The sequence below is a fragment of the Pseudarthrobacter sp. J1738 genome (genome assembly GCF_050490315.1).
In the GTDB taxonomy this organism is placed as follows: Bacteria; Actinomycetota; Actinomycetes; order Actinomycetales; family Micrococcaceae; genus JBNPEO01.
This window is the reverse complement of sequence record NZ_JBNPEO010000001.1, coordinates 404,378-420,659: the sequence shown is the minus strand read 5'-3', so window position 1 is coordinate 420,659 and position 16,282 is coordinate 404,378. Positions and strand designations below refer to the sequence as shown.

The following is a 16,282-nucleotide window of genomic DNA, read 5'->3' as shown; positions in this document are numbered from 1 at the left end:
CAAGTACGACACTCGCTCACTTGCTCCAAGAAAAACCGGAACGCTCCCTCGCCTTGGTGCGGGAGCGTTCCGGAAAAGTGGAATAAAAAACTGGAACTGTCACATCGCTGCTAAAGCAAGCGGCGGTCTGCAGCCCATTTGCTGAGCTCGTGACGGTTGGAGAGCTGCAACTTTCGCAGTACCGCTGAGACGTGTGTTTCCACAGTTTTAATCGAAATGAACAGCTCTTTAGCCACTTCTTTGTAGCTGTAACCGCGAGCAATCAACCGCATCACTTCAAGTTCTCGCGCTGAAAGTTTGTCTAGCTCGTCATCCGCGATCTCCGCTGGTACTGTCCCGAAGGCATCTAGAACAAACCCAGCCAATCGTGGCGAAAACACTGCGTCACCGTCGGAGATTCTGCGAACGGCATCTGAAATTTCTGCGCCTGAAATGGTTTTTGTGACATAGCCGCGAGCGCCGGATCGAATAACGGAGACCACGTCTTCGGCGGCATCGGAAACGCTCAGGGCCAAGAATCGGACTTCGCCTAGGAGTGCAAGGCACCCATTGAGAACTTCGCGTCCGCCTCCCCCCAGACCACCTGGCAAGTGGACATCAAGGAGCACCACTTCTGGTTTCGATGCCGTAATCACTGCGATGGCCTGTTCCACGCTGGCTGCTTCACCGACCACCTCGATGCCTTCGTCTAGATCAGCTTTGAGGCCCGAGCGGAAGATGGCGTGATCATCCACAACGACTACTCTCACCCGACGGTTCCGCGGCGTAACGGGCTCGCTCATGATGCTCCTTCGTTCTTCTCTGGCGGTGTAGCGGGCAAGCTGAGTCGAACTTCAGTGCCGTCACTTCCACTCACGATCTCGGCTGTTCCGCCATGGCGTTTCATTCGGCCCACAATCGATTCACGTACACCCATCCGATCGGCTGGAACTGCGTTTTGATCAAAACCGGGACCACGGTCTTTGACGAAAATCTGCGTGCCCGTGTCCGAGGTTTCTGCGTAGACACTGATGGCGCCGCCAGCATGCCGGGCGGCGTTCAGCATGGCTTCTCGCGCTGATTGCAAGAGCGCTTCATACGGTTCGGTGGTGGTGGCCTGCCCCACAAGAACGACGTCGATTTGGACTCCGTGGGCGTCCTCCACTTCGGCGGCAAAGGCTTTGAGCTGCTCACCAAATTCCGCAGCATCTTTGGCTGAGTCACGGAACAGCCACTCGCGCAGTTCACGTTCTTGGGCTCTCGCCAAGCGGGCGACGTCTTGCTCGTTCCCAGCCCTTCGTTGAATGAGCGCCAAGGTTTGAAGAACCGAATCATGGAGGTGGGCCGCAATTTCCGCCCGTTCGGTCTCGCGTACTCGCCCTGCTCGTTCGGCTTCTAGGTCGCGCCAAAACTTCAGTCCCCACGGCAAAAGCACAAGTGCCACGCCGCCCAGAACGGCGACTGAAGCCAGTAGAGCTACGCCGCTTTGTTCCCAAGAGCCCGATCCTGAAACGATCACTAGGACACCGGCAATGACCAACGCCAAACCCGCACCGAGTCGGGCCCAGCCACCGGCTTGGTTCGCTTTGGTTTTGTCCACGAGACCGGATCGGCGGGTTTCGTCTAGCTGAATCCACGCGATTGCGGCACCAGCAAGGATGGCGAGCGCAGGGATCAACGTTCCCAGAGGAACATCCACTCCGAATTGGCGGGCGATCAAGATTGTTCCAACCAGAATGAGCCCGGCGCCCAGCAGGATTTCCTTGCCGTGACGAACTTTGTTCCAGGTGCGTGTCCACGATGCGCCGGAGACACCAGCTGTGCCCGAAGTCGAGGAATATGAGCCAGGTGTAGCGCCAACGTGCGAAGCGAATCCCGGAGAACTCACCGTTGGAGCAATGGGGGACGCTGGCCGTTTGGCATTTGGCTTGGCAGCTTCATCGGCTGTAGGCACCAAAATCCAGAGCCACCCATAAAAGACCAGTCCTGCCCCGCCGGCTAAGGTCGCAGCAATCATGATCCAGCGCACGGTGTGTACTGGCCAGCCCAGGTGGTCAGCCAAGCCAGCACATACACCGGCCAGCATTCGTTCGCTGCTACGTACAAGCGGCGGACGTTGTGGCGCGCTTTGGATTCGGTCTGGACTCACAGCTCAATCCAAGCACGGCAATCCCCACTGGGCACTGTGCAAGGAGCCGAATTAGGCGGAAAACGCCCAGAATGGGTGATTCCAACATTCGCTCCCTCAGTATTGCCCTGAGAACCCACTGCCCACACTCAGGGTTTATTCAGGGTGTTACCTCATAGATAGCACGCACCCGTGCTTGGCAAGATCGAGGTATGAACTCGAGCCCCAACCCCGATCCAGTGCAGCCTCCCCCACCACTGCCGCCCACGGAAACGCCAACGCAGCCCACTGCGGCGCCGGAGAGCGACTTCTTCGGGTGGATCCGCAGCCTAGGTATTAGCCGCGGCCAGGAGCGCTGGGTTGGTGGGGTTGCGAGTGGCATCGCCCAAAAACTCGGCATTGATCCGCTCATTGTGCGCGGCCTCTTGCTGCTCTTGGTTATTTTTGCCGGCGTCGGATTATTTGTTTATGGTCTGGCTTGGGCTCTTCTCCCCGAGCCAGACGGCCGAATCCACGCCCAAGAAGCGGGCCGAGGACGTTGGGCAAGCGGCATGACCGGCGCACTTGTTGCAACAGTGGTTGGCCTCCCCGCTCTAGGCCGAGGCTTCTGGGGATGGGGCTGGAGTGGAGGATCAGGGATCTTCTGGAGCCTGCTCTGGATTGGCCTGATTGTTTGGTTCGTCTACTGGCTGCTCAACCGCCGAGGCCACGGAGGCACAGCGCCGCACACCATCCCTCCGATCGTGCACAGAAACACCAACTACACCCACGCACCAACCACCAGCACAGGGACCATAACGGCAGGCACCGCCCCACCAACCCTCGCTTACCCCACCACCCAGTACCCAAGCACCAACTACCCAAGTGAAAACTACAGCGCGTACAGCTACACCCCAAAGCCTCCTCGCCCGCCGCGCCCGCCGCGCCCGCACCGTCCCGGCCCCGGGAAACCCACGGTACTGATGGCTCTCGGCGGCGGACTCCTCGTTGGTGGCGGGCTCAAAGCCGCCGATGCCACCAACCTCCTTGACCTGGGGCCTCACGGAAACGCGATCGCATGGGCTAGTGCCGCCGTCGTACTCGGTGTCGCGATTCTTGTGGCCGGCTTCAGAGGCCGCACCGCCGGAGCGCTGTTCCTCTTCGCCATTATCTCCCTCATGATTGGAGGCGTATTCAACGTGGCGCAGCACGGAGTCCGTTCTGACTTTGGCAACCGCAACTGGGCACCAACCTCGGTGACCGAGCTTTCCAATGGCTTTGACCTGACCGCGGGTCGAGGGACCATCGATCTGCGAAGCCTGGACCTGCGAGCGCCTCTGAGTAATTCCGAGACCGTGAAGCTCGACATCACTGCCGCGAATGCAACCATTCTGCTGCCCGCGGACATTCCCGTTCAGATTCGCTATGACATCACCATGGGCAACGTGAGCATCAACGGCCAAAACTTTAATCGCACTGAAGGCCAACCAAGCGAAGACTTCAATACGGACAAACCCGGGGCACCCTTGATCATCAATCTCGAGGCAACGGTCAGCAACGTCATCATCAACGGAGGTCAGTGAAATGAGCAGCAATGAACCGAACGCAGCACTACCACCCCGGGTTGGAACTATTGTGTGGGGGCTGTTGATTGTGGCGCTCGCGGCTCTGATCATCGTCTCTCAACTTGGAGTGATCGCGCTTAATGGCAGCTACGTGGCGATTGGCGTGATGATCGGGGCCGGCTTGGCTCTGCTCATCGGAGGAATCGTCTCGGGGGCCGCAGAGAGATCCCGCACCGCGGCCGAAACACTCAACTCAGCGGAACCCGAAGTACCTGTACAAAGTGACAATCTCGGCACAAACAAGGAGGCTTAGAGCATGAACAAGTTCTACGAAATCATCAGAAGCGCAGGATTGAACCGTGGCCCTCAACGCTGGCTTGGTGGCGTTTGCGGCGGAATAGCAGCCAAATTCAATCTGGACGTTTCCTGGGTTCGGATCGGATTTTTACTGTTGTGTTTGCTTCCCGGCCCAGCTTTTGTTCTGTACGCCGCTGCGTGGCTAGTGCTGCCGGACGCTAAAACCGCCAAAATTCCGTTGCAAAGCTTCTTGGACAAACGCGCGAGTTCCTAAAGTTAACTTGTCACCAGTTGTAACCCGCGCCACACCCTCGCCTACAATCTTAGTGAGCTCAACGGTGCGCTCTCCCTACGCATTTAATCGAAGCAAGGATTTGAGCCACACTCATGAAAATTGGAATCCTCACCAGCGGCGGCGACTGCCCCGGACTCAACGCCGTGATCCGTGGCGCCGTCCTGAAGGGCATCGCTATCCACGGCCACGAATTTGTGGGGTTCCGTGATGGGTGGCGCGGTGTTGTTGAGGGCGATGTTATGGACATCCCCCGCACCATGGTCCGTGGCATTGCCAAGCAGGGTGGCACCATCTTAGGTACCTCCCGCACCAATCCCTTTGAAAACGGTGGCGGACCTGAGGTCATCAAGGCACACATGGAGCGCCTTGGTATTGACGCGATGATCGCCATTGGCGGCGAAGGCACGCTGGCCGCGGCCAAGCGGCTCACCGATACTGGACTCAAGATTGTGGGTGTACCCAAGACGGTTGATAACGACCTCGACGCCACCGACTACACCTTTGGCTTCGACACGGCTGTACAGATTGCCACCGAGGCTATTGACCGTCTGCGCACCACCGGCGAATCGCACCACCGCTGCATGATCGCCGAAGTGATGGGCCGGCACGTGGGCTGGATTGCGCTCCACTCCGGCATGGCCTCGGGTGCGCACGCCATCCTCATTCCCGAACAGCAAACCAGCATCGAACAGATCGCCGAGTGGGTCAGCGACGCTCACGAACGTGGTCGTGCTCCTCTGGTGGTGGTGGCAGAAGGCTTTGTGCCCTCCCACATGGAAGCGCCGCACTCTGAGCGTGGCCTGGACACCTTTGGCCGTCCACGCTTGGGTGGCATTGCCGATCAGCTTGCCCCAGAAATTGAGGCTCGCACCGGTATTGAAACCCGCGCCACCATCCTGGGTCACATCCAGCGCGGAGGTGTTCCTACCGCTTTTGATCGTGTCCTAGCAACGCGCTTGGGTATGGCCGCGATCGACTCGGTGGTTGAGGGCCGTTGGGGAACCATGGTTGCGTTGAGCGGCACGGAGATCACACACGTGAGCTTCGAAAACGCCCTGGGCCAGCTCAAGACCGTCCCTCAGCACCGCTATGACGAGGCCGCCGTCCTCTTCGGCTAAGCATGACTCTGGACGCCGGCTCTGCAGACATTATCCAACTGGCCTGGGCCAGACATTTAGGGTTCGACGACGGCGCTTTCGCCGCCGCTACTTCCTCAAGTGCGCGCCGGTCACACTTAGCTGTGGCCGGCTCGGGAGCGCGGCCAGCCGTGCGTTTGTGGCGTGAGGATCCGGCAGCCAGAGAGTTGAGCTTTCTTCGGTTGTTTGGAGTCGCTGCGCTGACTGGTCCCGCGTGGGCCCTCGAGGCTGCTAGTGACTTCAGCGATGAACAATTGGCTGATCATGGCACCCTTTTGAGTGTTTCCCGCCGCGCTAATGGCCATGGGGGTGGCACGTCTGCGCTGTTTTTTGCCGATGATCTACCCTTACAGCAAACCGCCGAAGAGCTGGAAGTTTCACATAGTCCCGAGGATTTTCAGAGGCTAGAGACTTCCTGCCCGCCGGATGACGTGAACGAAGTCCATGGCGCTCTGAACAGTGGGGCTGGGGATGCCGCATCTTGGAATGCATCTTCGAGCACCGTGTCTTGGGCTGCGGGCCACACAAGCTTTTATACCGTGATTAACGAAGGCGTTCCCCTCGGCGCTGGCGCGTTCAGCGAGTGGGAAGGGCTCTTGGCCTCCATGGCGGTCCTGGTGGCCCCCGACTGGCGTCAGCAAGGCCTCGGCACCGTGGTAGCTTCCATCGCCGCTCATGAGGCTCTAGCGGGCGGGCTAACGCTCCAATGCATCGCTGATGTCACTAACACTGGAGCGCTTGCCCTAGCGAGGAGTCTTGGCTTCGCCGCAGGTGGCACGCAAACCACAGTGAAGCTGGGCCAATGAGTCCGGGGCTAGCGCAACTGGCTAGCTTTGGGTGCAGCGAAGAAAACAGCCATCGCGGCCCCCAGCAGAACCACTGCAGCGGGCAGCATGATCGATTGGCCCATGGCGGTAGAGAAGCCCTCGTGTAAGAAGTCCGGCAGCGTTCCACTGAATTCAAGTGAGGAACTACCTGTAGTCCCGGGTGTTGTGGGCAGTTCGGCTGCAAGGCGTGCTTGGATCAGCGCCGCAATGGCGGCAGAGCCCAGCACAGCACCAACTTGGCGAGTGGTGTTGTAAACACCAGCCCCAGCTCCCGCCATCCGTGGCGGCAGATTACGGGTTGCGGTAGAGCTGAGGGGAGCCCAAATTCCGGCGTTTGCAAAACCCAATAAAGCGCTGGGCAACAAGAACAACCAGATGGCTGTGTCCGGGTGCAGGAGTAGCGAATTCCAGAACAACGCCACAGACATCAGTACAAAAGCCGTTGCCGTAATAAAGCGTGGGTTCACGCGGTCAATGATCTTCCCAACCACGGGGGCCAAACCACCTGAGATCACCGCCATGGGCACCATCATGAGCGCTGACTGAGTGGGGCTCATGCCCCGCACCATCTGGTAGTAAAAGATCTGCGGCAAGGACATAGCCGTGATGCTGAAGCCCATTGCGGTGATGGCAATGTTCGCGAGTGAGAAGTTCCGGTCCCTAAAAACACCCAAGGGAAGCAAAGGCTCACCCATGAAATATCTCGGGAAGATGGACTGCCACACCACAAACGCAATGAGGACTATCAGCCCAACAACTATGAGGCCCCACACGGTGATGGGCCCAGTGACCGTACCCCAGTTGAACTTTTCGCCTTCTTGGATCCCAAAGACCAGGAGGAACATTCCCACAGCGCTAAGGACAATTCCTAGGACGTCGAAGCGGTGCGTGTGAGTCTCAAGCTTGGGAACAAACCGCAGAGCGAAAATGAATCCAACAACACCAACGGGAACGTTGATAAAGAAGATCCACTCCCATCCCAAGCCATCAACCAGTACCCCACCCAAAATGGGGCCAACTAGGGTGGCGACTCCCGCCGTCGCACCCCAGAGGCCCATGGCTGCACCGCGGCGATTCGGCGGAAAAATCCGGGTGATAACTGCCATGGTTTGCGGGGTCATCAGCGCAGCGCCGAGGCCCTGAACTACCCGGGCGGTAATCAGCATGTCGATGTCTTGGGACAAACCGCACCAGAGGGAAGCAGCCGTAAAAACTACCAAGCCTGAGAGGTACAGCTTTTTAGGGCCAAAGCGGTCACCTAGGCGACCGGTGATCAGCAAGGGAACTGCGTAGGCCAGCAGATAGGCGCTGGTCACCCAGATCACCGAGTTGATGTCTGCGTGCAGGCCTTCCATAATCCGTGGATTGGCCACAGAAACAATGGTGGTGTCGATCAGGATCATAAAGAAACCGATCACAAGGGACCACAGCGCCGGCCAAGGACGTTGAACGTTTTCCATTAAGTTGTTTATCTTTTCTAGCCCGTTCTTGGACTGATGGTGTGCCTGGCTAGAGGTAGCAGTACCTAGCTAGCAGCCGAAGTGCCTGAGCGGCGTTCTTCGATAAGTGCTTGAATGTCGGTGCGCTGGAACATGGCTGCGGTGTCTGCAGCGCTCGGTGTTCCTGCGGCCGGATCAGCGCCACCGTCTAAAAGGAGGCGAGCAACCTCGGTGTATCCCTTAAAAACTGCCCCTGCAAGAGGCGTCTGGCCACGATCGTTACTCGCTTCAACGTCTGCGCCGTGCTTTAGCAACAGCTCAACCGTGGCAGCATTCCCGTGGTACGCGGCGAGCATCAAGAGCGTATCGCCGCTGGCATTGGTCAAATTAGCTGGTGCACCGGCCTCCAGATAAGGCGCCAAAACAGCGTTATCTCCGGCCCGGGCTGCATCAAAGAGCCGGTGGGCAAGTTCAATCGCCTCGTTGTCGTTGCTCATGCGTGCCTCCCGCGAATAAATCCTGTTTGTCTTCCAACTACTTGCCCGGCGTCCGGGGCCACAATGATTTCCTGAGCGGCGTCATAGTTTTGCTCCCCGTCCACCACCGTCAAAGTGATGGAAGGATCAACGCTCCGCTTGACCATTGCCAAGGCGATGGGACCCATCTCGTAGTGCAGCGCCGAGCTTGTTACAGTGCCCACTGCGCGGCCCTCAACGTGAATGGGGCTTCCCGCTTCAGGGAGAGTGTGGTGTGAGCCGTCCAGGTGCAAAAACACCAATCGCCGTGGCGGGTGACCCAAGTTGTGCACTCGTGCCACAGTTTCTTGGCCCTTGTAGCAGCCCTTAGCCAGATGAACCGCGGTACGGATCAGGTCAAGCTCATGCGGAATTGACTTCTCATCAGTGTCCACACCCAAACGCGGACGCCACGCTGCGATGCGCAACGCCTCGCTAGCCATGGTTCCCGCCAAGCGCCGCTCCCCTACCGTGTTCACCAGGTCTTCGATAGGAACTAGATATTCAAACCAGGGCCGCTCATAACCGGGGTGCTGAGCTTGTTCGATGGGGCTGTAGGCGTAGCCGCCGGGCCCAACGTTGGGCCATGGGTCCTGCCAGCGAAGCAACTGGTCCCATTCCGCAACTTCATGGGTGCTTGCAAGGACGCCCCATTTCTCAGAAACGTCGCTTACCTCAACGCGCAGCATGAATTTCATCGAGTTCAACCACGCGGCGAGCGGCTGTGCCTCAGCAGTTTCCACGATCAGCCAAGCAGTTTCGCCGTCGTCAATAATTCGGGCATCGTAGTCAATCCGGCCTTGGATGCTCAGGAGCAATAACTCGCTGGACTCCCCCGGCTTCAGACCGGTCAGTTGCTGTGAGGAAAGCGTGTTCAGCCAGGACAACCGGTCCGGCCCGCTCACCGATACAACGCCGCGGTGGGAGAAATCAGCCACCGCTTTGCCGCCAGCAAGGGCGCGTTGCTCGGGAAGCGGTTCGCCATAGTGTGCGGCGACGCCAGCATCAACGCCGCCGGCAGCTACGGCACCAGGGCGCGACAGTAGAAGGCTGTTATAGGTCATACGATCTAGAAGTCCTTTGCGCTTTGCCCTATTCCCGGGAAGGAAAGAGCGCCGGATTTCGGCGCTCGATCTCGGGGCTGCGTCACGGGACGCAGCTACTCGGTGGGAGTGGAGATTTTGTTCAGGAAGGCTGAAGCATGGGCCTTGAGTGAGTTCTCATCTTGGCCGCTAGTGGAACCATCCGTGGCCAAAGGCCCGGTAGCAACATCCCAGCGCCACAACAGATTTCCGTCAACCAAACCGAAAATTCGTGTGGCCGCGGTGTACTGCTTCGAGTGGCTCCCGCGCATCACCATGTCCGTGCTGAGCTGAATCTGCGGGCCCTTGATCTGGCCGTAGTAGAGCTCCGAAATCGCGCCGGGGTGGGTAATAGAAACGGCGATGTTAAATCCACCGTCGGCATTGCGAAGCGCTTCAACTTCGTCTGCAGTTTTCAGGGCGGGAACAATATCCGCCGGGATCAGGCCGGGGCCACCATCGGCGTCGTCGAGCTTACGCTCGAGTGCCCAGAAACCGGTTTCCACCGAGAGCGGCCGCTCAACTGCGCCGTCTTCGTCAGTGAGCCAGCTTTCTGCCCGGTACTGCAAGTACGGCAAACCGTTATGAGTGAAGCTAACGTGCTGTAGAAAGTGCTCGGAATCTTCCTCGCCCGAGCCCAAACGGCCGCGGCCTTCCCATTCGCCAATCAACCATGAGAGGGGAACGAGTTCAGGGGTGAGTCCGGTGGGGATTTCAATGGCCACAGCAGCTGCTACTTCTGGCCCTTGAACAGCCGGTAGACAACGAATCCTGCAAACCACGCCATGGACAAGCCTGCGACGCCGAGCAGAACCAAGAAAATGATTTCAAAAGTAAGAACGGACATGCTGTAATCCTAACGCCTTAGACGGTCAGTAATTTGTCAATGAAATACGCCAGCGCCCCAACTGCAGCCACTGGTGCCAGCCCAACTCCAATCGCAGCCATGACGCTCAATGAGCCGCGGTGAAGCGAAACCAGCCTACGGAAACTCATCAGCACCGAGGCAACAACAACCCCAGTTACAGCCGCTGGCACCACCGCGAGGTCAGAAAAGACCAACCCGCTTAACGGCGCCGCAAGTGCGGCCATCACAACACCTAACGGTGCCACAATACGGTCCGGCCACCGGATCATCCCCACCAAAAGTGCGACGGCGGCGCTAATGCCAGCTACCAGAACCATCTCGCTGACGCCGTTGTAACGTGTGTTCGCGATCCAACCCGCGCTCAGGGCAGCGAGCATTACGCCCGCGCAAGCGCCAAGAGTTGATTCAAGGCGCGCTGCTTGTCCTGTGCCACGAATGAGCTGGACCAGCATCACTGCCATACAGCCCAGGGCAATAAAGGCTGGAGTCCACTCCAAAAATCCTGGAGCTTTGGTCATCGCAGCTGTAACAACGGAGGCAACGGCGGACAGGCCCAATACGGCACCCAAGGTTTTGCGCGCAGGAATGCCCAAGAAGTGCGGCCAGCCCAGACCGATCAACGCAGCCACAACCGCCACGGCCACGGTATGCGCCGGGGCAGCTAAGTATGAGCCACCAACGAGCAGCGTTAGTCCGAGCAAACCTATAAGACCCACTAGGGATGAACCGTGGGCCAGTGGCGTAGCGCTGCTGTCATTGCTCGAAGTCACAAGCCCATCCTGCCTTATGTGACACCAGAAGTGCTTGCACTGTGGACACAAGCGGCATAGACAGTTCCCGCTTAGCTATACTCAAGCAACGGCCCGACGATGTGCTCCAGCCCATTGGAGGAAAAATGTCGCACATACTGCTCCTGACGAACAGCCCAGGATCATCTATTGACGTTTTGCCTGCCCTGGAACTGCTCAACCACCGAGTTCACATCCTTCCGGCCGAACCCACCGCGCTCCTAGACACCGATCCCTGTGACGTCGTTTTACTTGATGCACGCAAGGATCTAGTGGGCTCCCGTTCGCTGACTCAACTGCTCAAAGCCACTGGCCTCAGCTCCCCGCTTGTGTTGATTCTCACAGAGGGCGGCATGGCTGCAGTTTCGGCAATGTGGGCGGTAGATGACATCGTCCTTGAAACGGCAGGACCCGCTGAAGTTGAGGCCCGCATCCGCTTGGCCATCGCACGAGGTTCCGCCGAGCAAGAGGAAACTCAAACCGAAATCCGCGCTGCCGGCGTCGTTATTGACGAGGCAAGCTACACCGCACGCGTTAATGGTTCTCCTCTGAACCTGACGTTCAAAGAATTTGAACTGCTCAAGTACTTAGCTCAACACCCGGGACGGGTCTTTACCCGCCAGCAGCTACTAACCGAAGTTTGGGGCTACGACTACTACGGAGGCACCCGCACGGTAGACGTGCATGTGCGCCGTTTGCGGGCCAAACTCGGAGCGGATAACGAAAACTTGATCGGCACTGTACGTAACGTGGGCTACCGACTGACGCTGACCCGAATGCCAGAAGACGAGCACGCGGACGCCTAAGCACGCCACCGGTACGCGCCACGCATAGAAGCACCCAACTCTTGTGGGGCGCTGAACTGGGGCGCTGAACAAAAGCAAAAAAATTGCCCTCAGCCATGTGACTGAGGGCAATTTACTGGTGGAGGACATACGGGTCGAACGTATCGAGGCCACCCCACTGGTGGATCCCCCTCGCCGTTCTCGCCACCAACGCTGGCAACCGAACGAGATATCCACTATACGTAACCGATGGGCCACTCGCAAAATTGGCTGGCTGTAGCGCCTGAAGCGCCATATAACCTTAGGCAATGAGCACCGAGCACTCCTTGAACTTGCATCTTGCCGTGACTACCGGGCCCGTGGACGCCACGTTTTTGCGTCACGCCACTGCCGTTCTCATGGCAGCGGAAAGCGAAGACGGAAAGCCGCCCGTGTCGGAGCAGAGCATTATTTCACTACGCACTGGCGGCTCGGAGCAACAAACAGTACGGACGGTGAGCGCATACGTTGGCGAAGAAGCAACGCTGGCCGGGTTCGCCGTCGTGATTGAGGACCCGAACGAAGATGACTCACACGCCGGCCTTCTAGAACTTGCTGTTCACCCTAACTACCGCGGAATGGGGGTGGCTAGGCGGCTCATCGCTGAAGTTGCCGCAAACCGTGAAAGTGGGCTGCGTGGCCTCAGCGCGTGGGCGCATGCCAGCCACAACACAGCAGCTGAACTAGCCAAAGAATTTGGTTTTGTTCCCGTTCGTGAACTGTGGCGGATGCGCTTAGACGCAGCTTCGGCATCAAGTACGCAGTCCGCGCCATTGGCTGAGGGCGTTTCAATTCGGGCCTTTATTCCAGGCCACGATGAGGAATCTTGGCTCGCCGCCAACCGCGCAGCCTTCGCCCATCACCCAGAACAGGGCAATATGACCCAGGCTGACCTCGCCGAACGTACGGCTGAGGACTGGTTTGATCCGGCAGGATTTTTGCTCGCCGTCAATGCTGAAAACGAACTTCTAGGTTTTCACTGGACCAAGGTTCATGCGTCCACGGCTGGGCAAGAACCCCTGGGTGAGGTTTACGTTGTGGGAGTTACTCCGCAGGCTCAAGGAATGGGTTTGGGCCGCGCGCTCACGGCCGCCGGTATCAGGTATTTGAGCCAGCGAGGAATCGCCACCATCATGCTTTACGTGGATGCCGATAACACCGCGGCTGTGGCCCTTTACCAAAAGCTTGGATTCACCCGCTGGGACATGGACGTCATGTACCGGCAAAAGGCTGAAATTCAGGGCGCATAGTTCTGTAAGGTTGAGGTGAACCACCCGCACCACGAGGAGTGACATGCAAGCCAACAATGCAGGTACCGCCCAGCAGACCGACGTGGCGCCAGCACGCTTTGGATCCTCGGAAGTTAATGCTGCACGCGCAACCCAGGACCGGATTGATATCCCCGAGTTTGCACCCAGTCAGTTGCCCGACGGCGAAATATCGCCGGACCGCTTTTTGGACCGAGAACTCAGCTGGCTTGCGTTCAATGCTCGCGTTTTGGAACTTGCCGAAGATCCCGATTTGTACCTGCTGGAGCGCGTCAGCTTCCTCTCGATCTTCGCATCCAACCTCGACGAATTCTTTATGGTTCGTGTGGCTGGTTTGAAACGGCGCATTGCAACCGGCCTTGCGGTGCCGTCCCCGGCGGGCCTGAGCCCCATTGAAGTTCTAGAACAGATCAGCGACGAAGCCCGCAAACTTCAAGAACGTCACGCTCGAGTTTTTGCAGACCAGATCCGGCCAGCACTCGCCTATGAGCAGATCCACCTGATGCATTGGGAAGACCTGGATCTTGAAGCCCGCCACCAGCTCAGCAAAATGTTCACCGAAAAGGTGTTCCCGATCCTCACGCCATTGGCCGTGGACCCAGCACACCCGTTCCCCTACATTTCTGGGCTGTCCTTGAACTTGGCAGTTGTGGTTAGAAACCCGATCAGCGACAAAGAACTGTTTGCTCGTCTGAAGGTTCCGGACCAGTTGCCGCGCCTGATCTCCGTTGACGGCCCACGCGCCGGTGCTGTTCCGGGACGAGTGGCTCGTTTTATCTCGCTCGAAGAAGTGATTGCTGTTCACTTGGATCAGTTGTTCCCAGGCATGGAAGTGCTGGAGCACCACTCCTTCCGCGTCACCCGCAACGAAGACGTTGAGGTTGAAGAGGACGACGCCGAGAACTTGCTTCAGGCCCTCGAGAAAGAACTGCTGCGGCGCCGTTTTGGTCCGCCAGTACGTTTGGAAGTCACCAACGACATCAACCCAAATATTCGCGCCCTGCTAGAGCGCGAACTCGGTGTTGAGCCCTCTGAAGTGATTTCTGTCCCCGGCCCCTTGGATCTGCGCGGACTCTCCGTGATTGCTGGGATTGATCGCGCCGATCTGCACTACCCCAAGCAGGTTCCGCACACCTCCCGCTTCCTCAACGAATCCGAAACTTCCAAGGCTGCCAACGTTTTTGGTGCCATGCGGCGCAGGGATATTTTGCTTCACCACCCCTACGATTCGTTCTCCACCTCGGTACAGGCCTTTTTGGAACAGGCAGCGGCTGACCCCAAGGTTCAGGCCATCAAGCAGACCCTGTACCGAACCTCTGGCGACTCACCGATCGTTGATGCACTGATCGATGCTGCTGAGGCTGGCAAACAGGTTCTGGCACTGGTAGAGATCAAGGCTCGCTTTGACGAGCAGGCCAACATCTCTTGGGCTCGCAAGCTTGAGCAGGCCGGCGTTCACGTTGTGTACGGCATTGTTGGCCTCAAAACGCACTGCAAGCTTTCGCTGGTGGTTCGTCAAGAAGCTGATGGCATTCGCCGTTATTGCCACATAGGAACTGGTAACTACCACCCCCGAACTGCCCGGTACTACGAGGACCTCGGCTTGCTGACCTCAAACAATCAGGTGGGCGAAGACCTTTCCCGGCTCTTTAACCAGCTCTCAGGTTACGCACCCAAGTCCACATTTAAGCGGCTTCTGGTGGCTCCGCGTTCGGTGCGTTCTGGCCTCATTGATCGGATCGAAACTGAAATCCGCAATGCACACGCCGGGCTGGCCGCAAAGGTTCAGATCAAGGTCAACTCCATGGTCGACGAAGCACTCATTGATTCGCTGTACCGCGCTTCCCAAGCCGGGGTCAAAGTGGACATCATTGTGCGCGGAATCTGCTCGCTTCGCCCCGGTGTGCCTGGTCTGAGCGAAAACATCACAGTCCGCTCCGTCCTAGGCCGATTCCTTGAACACTCACGGGTTTTCAGCTTCGCTAACGGCGGGGAACCGGTAGTCTACATTGGCTCGGCTGACATGATGCACCGCAACCTTGACCGCCGTGTTGAAGCGTTGGTCCAGCTTTCCAACGCCGAGGATGTGGCCGATGTTGTTGCCCTGCTGAACCGGTACGTTGATCCTGGGACGGCCAGCTGGCACTTGGACACCGACGGTCAGTGGGAACGTCATCACCTGGATGCGGAAGGAAACGAGCTAGAAGACATTCAGTCTTGGCTCTTGGCCAGCCGTTCACGCCAGCGTTCCGTAACCCGGCGGTAGCTACATAGATGAAGAGCGACACACCTGTAGCTGACCAGCAGGAGCACGTGGGCGAAAAAATGGCCGTCGTAGCTGCTGGTGGAATTCCATGGCGTATCCACAAGGGACGCTTGGAAGTTCTAGTGATCCACCGGCCCCGATACGACGACTGGTCTTGGCCCAAGGGCAAGCTTGACGCGGTCGAGACGGTTCCGGAGTGCGGTATTCGTGAGGTCTACGAGGAAATTGGGCTCAAGGCAACCTTAGGCATACCTCTTCAACCCATTCACTACCGGGTCTCAGCCGGGCTAAAAATAGTGCACTACTGGGCTATTCAGGTGGACGGACAGCGGCTGCTTCCGGATGGAAAGGAAGTAGACAGCGTTTTGTGGTGCAGTCCATCAAAAGCTGCCTCACTGCTGAGTAACCCAAGTGATGTGGTCCCGCTTGAAGAGCTGGTGGCTGCGCACGAACGCAACGAGCTGGAAACTTGGCCACTGATTATTGTGCGCCACGCTAAGGCAAAACCCCGCGCGTCGTGGACCAAAGCTGAAGGTGATAGGACGCTAGCTGCTACAGGTGTGCGTCAGGCCCAAGCGGTCAAGCGGCTCCTGATGGTGTGGATGCCCGAGCGAATTGTCACAAGCCCGTGGCAGCGTTGCGTCTCCACGATTGCCCCATACGCCAAAGCCACCGACGCCAAGGTTAAGCTCGTTGAGGCCCTGACGGAACGCAAGCATGAACGGAGCCCCAAAAAGACTGCAGCCGTAGTTGAAGGACTTTTCGATCGGCCAAAACCGGTGGCCCTGTGTACACACCGCCCCGCCCTTCCAACAGTGCTCAAGCAGCTTGCGGCTCACATGCCACAGCAAATGTCGCTGAGCTTGCCCACCAACGATCCGTACCTCACCCCTGGCGAGACCATTGTGTGTCACGTGAGCGTGGCTAAGCCAACGAAGATTCTTGCCGTGGAGCAGTACAAACCTTACGAAGATTAGGCAAAACTCTTGACCCCCAAGGTTTTGTACCAAATACTTGGTACAAAAC

16 protein-coding genes are annotated in these 16,282 nt (G+C 58.1%); 9 read left to right on the top strand and 7 right to left on the bottom strand.

What is annotated here, in order from left to right; all coding sequences use genetic code 11:
* Positions 1-110 precede the first annotated feature (110 nt).
* Entirely contained in the window at positions 111-782 is a 672-nt protein-coding gene (locus ACQR35_RS02000; RefSeq protein WP_430266350.1) for a LuxR C-terminal-related transcriptional regulator, read from the bottom strand.
* On the bottom strand, positions 779-2,113 hold the full coding sequence (locus tag ACQR35_RS01995; RefSeq protein WP_430269245.1) for an ATP-binding protein: 1,335 nt from the start codon (positions 2,111-2,113) through the stop codon (positions 779-781). Before ACQR35_RS01995 ends, ACQR35_RS02000 begins: the two co-directional genes overlap by 4 nt.
* 206 nt (positions 2,114-2,319) lie before the next feature.
* On the opposite strand from ACQR35_RS01995, the gene ACQR35_RS01990 reads away from it, so the two are divergent.
* The 5 genes from ACQR35_RS01990 to ACQR35_RS01970 all read left to right on the top strand — a co-directional run bounded on the left by ACQR35_RS01990 (position 2,320) and on the right by ACQR35_RS01970 (position 6,185).
* Positions 2,320-3,669: a PspC domain-containing protein gene (locus ACQR35_RS01990; RefSeq protein WP_430267961.1), complete on the top strand. Its 1,350-nt coding sequence runs from the start codon at positions 2,320-2,322 to the stop codon at positions 3,667-3,669.
* Between the two features lies 1 nt (position 3,670).
* Positions 3,671-3,964, top strand: coding sequence for a hypothetical protein (locus ACQR35_RS01985; protein WP_430267962.1), 294 nt, complete (start codon positions 3,671-3,673; stop codon positions 3,962-3,964).
* A gap of 3 nt (positions 3,965-3,967) precedes the next feature.
* The gene (locus ACQR35_RS01980) at positions 3,968-4,222 is read left to right on the top strand and encodes a PspC domain-containing protein (protein WP_430269076.1); all 255 of its coding nucleotides are present in this window, start codon (positions 3,968-3,970) and stop codon (positions 4,220-4,222) included.
* Positions 4,223-4,335: 113 nt separating this feature from the next.
* Positions 4,336-5,361, top strand: a complete 1,026-nt coding sequence (locus ACQR35_RS01975) for a 6-phosphofructokinase (protein ID WP_430267964.1) — start codon at positions 4,336-4,338, stop codon at positions 5,359-5,361.
* A 2-nt stretch (positions 5,362-5,363) separates the two neighbouring features.
* Positions 5,364-6,185: a GNAT family N-acetyltransferase gene (locus ACQR35_RS01970; RefSeq protein WP_430267965.1), complete on the top strand. Its 822-nt coding sequence runs from the start codon at positions 5,364-5,366 to the stop codon at positions 6,183-6,185.
* Between the two features lie 8 nt (positions 6,186-6,193).
* Here the strand turns inward: ACQR35_RS01970 and ACQR35_RS01965 are convergent, their stop codons facing one another.
* From ACQR35_RS01965 to ACQR35_RS01945, 5 genes are all read right to left on the bottom strand, one after another.
* Positions 6,194-7,666: a DHA2 family efflux MFS transporter permease subunit gene (locus ACQR35_RS01965; RefSeq protein ID WP_430267966.1), complete on the bottom strand. Its 1,473-nt coding sequence runs from the start codon at positions 7,664-7,666 to the stop codon at positions 6,194-6,196.
* A gap of 65 nt (positions 7,667-7,731) precedes the next feature.
* Positions 7,732-8,142, bottom strand: coding sequence for an ankyrin repeat domain-containing protein (locus ACQR35_RS01960; protein ID WP_430267967.1), 411 nt, complete (start codon positions 8,140-8,142; stop codon positions 7,732-7,734).
* Positions 8,139-9,224 carry a YgfZ/GcvT domain-containing protein gene (locus ACQR35_RS01955; RefSeq protein WP_430269075.1) on the bottom strand — a complete coding sequence of 362 codons (1,086 nt, stop codon included), beginning with the start codon at positions 9,222-9,224 and terminating at the stop codon, positions 8,139-8,141. The genes ACQR35_RS01960 and ACQR35_RS01955 overlap by 4 nt, the downstream gene beginning before the upstream one ends.
* 95 nt (positions 9,225-9,319) lie before the next feature.
* On the bottom strand, positions 9,320-9,967 hold the full coding sequence (locus tag ACQR35_RS01950; protein WP_430269074.1) for an FABP family protein: 648 nt from the start codon (positions 9,965-9,967) through the stop codon (positions 9,320-9,322).
* 139 nt (positions 9,968-10,106) lie between these two features.
* Positions 10,107-10,880, bottom strand: a complete 774-nt coding sequence (locus ACQR35_RS01945) for a permease (protein WP_430267970.1) — start codon at positions 10,878-10,880, stop codon at positions 10,107-10,109.
* Positions 10,881-11,005: 125 nt separating this feature from the next.
* Here ACQR35_RS01945 and ACQR35_RS01940 point away from each other — a divergent pair, with 125 nt between their 5' ends.
* The 4 genes from ACQR35_RS01940 to ACQR35_RS01925 all read left to right on the top strand — a co-directional run bounded on the left by ACQR35_RS01940 (position 11,006) and on the right by ACQR35_RS01925 (position 16,233).
* Positions 11,006-11,704 (top strand): winged helix-turn-helix transcriptional regulator, encoded by a 699-nt coding sequence (locus ACQR35_RS01940; protein WP_430267971.1) that lies wholly within the window; start codon positions 11,006-11,008, stop codon positions 11,702-11,704.
* 287 nt (positions 11,705-11,991) lie between these two features.
* On the top strand, positions 11,992-12,972 hold the full coding sequence (gene mshD / locus ACQR35_RS01935; RefSeq protein WP_430269073.1) for a mycothiol synthase: 981 nt from the start codon (positions 11,992-11,994) through the stop codon (positions 12,970-12,972).
* A 43-nt stretch (positions 12,973-13,015) separates the two neighbouring features.
* Positions 13,016-15,256 (top strand): RNA degradosome polyphosphate kinase, encoded by a 2,241-nt coding sequence (locus ACQR35_RS01930; protein WP_430269072.1) that lies wholly within the window; start codon positions 13,016-13,018, stop codon positions 15,254-15,256.
* 8 nt (positions 15,257-15,264) lie between these two features.
* The gene (locus ACQR35_RS01925) at positions 15,265-16,233 is read left to right on the top strand and encodes an NUDIX hydrolase (RefSeq protein WP_430269071.1); all 969 of its coding nucleotides are present in this window, start codon (positions 15,265-15,267) and stop codon (positions 16,231-16,233) included.
* The last annotated feature ends 49 nt before the right edge of the window (positions 16,234-16,282 follow it).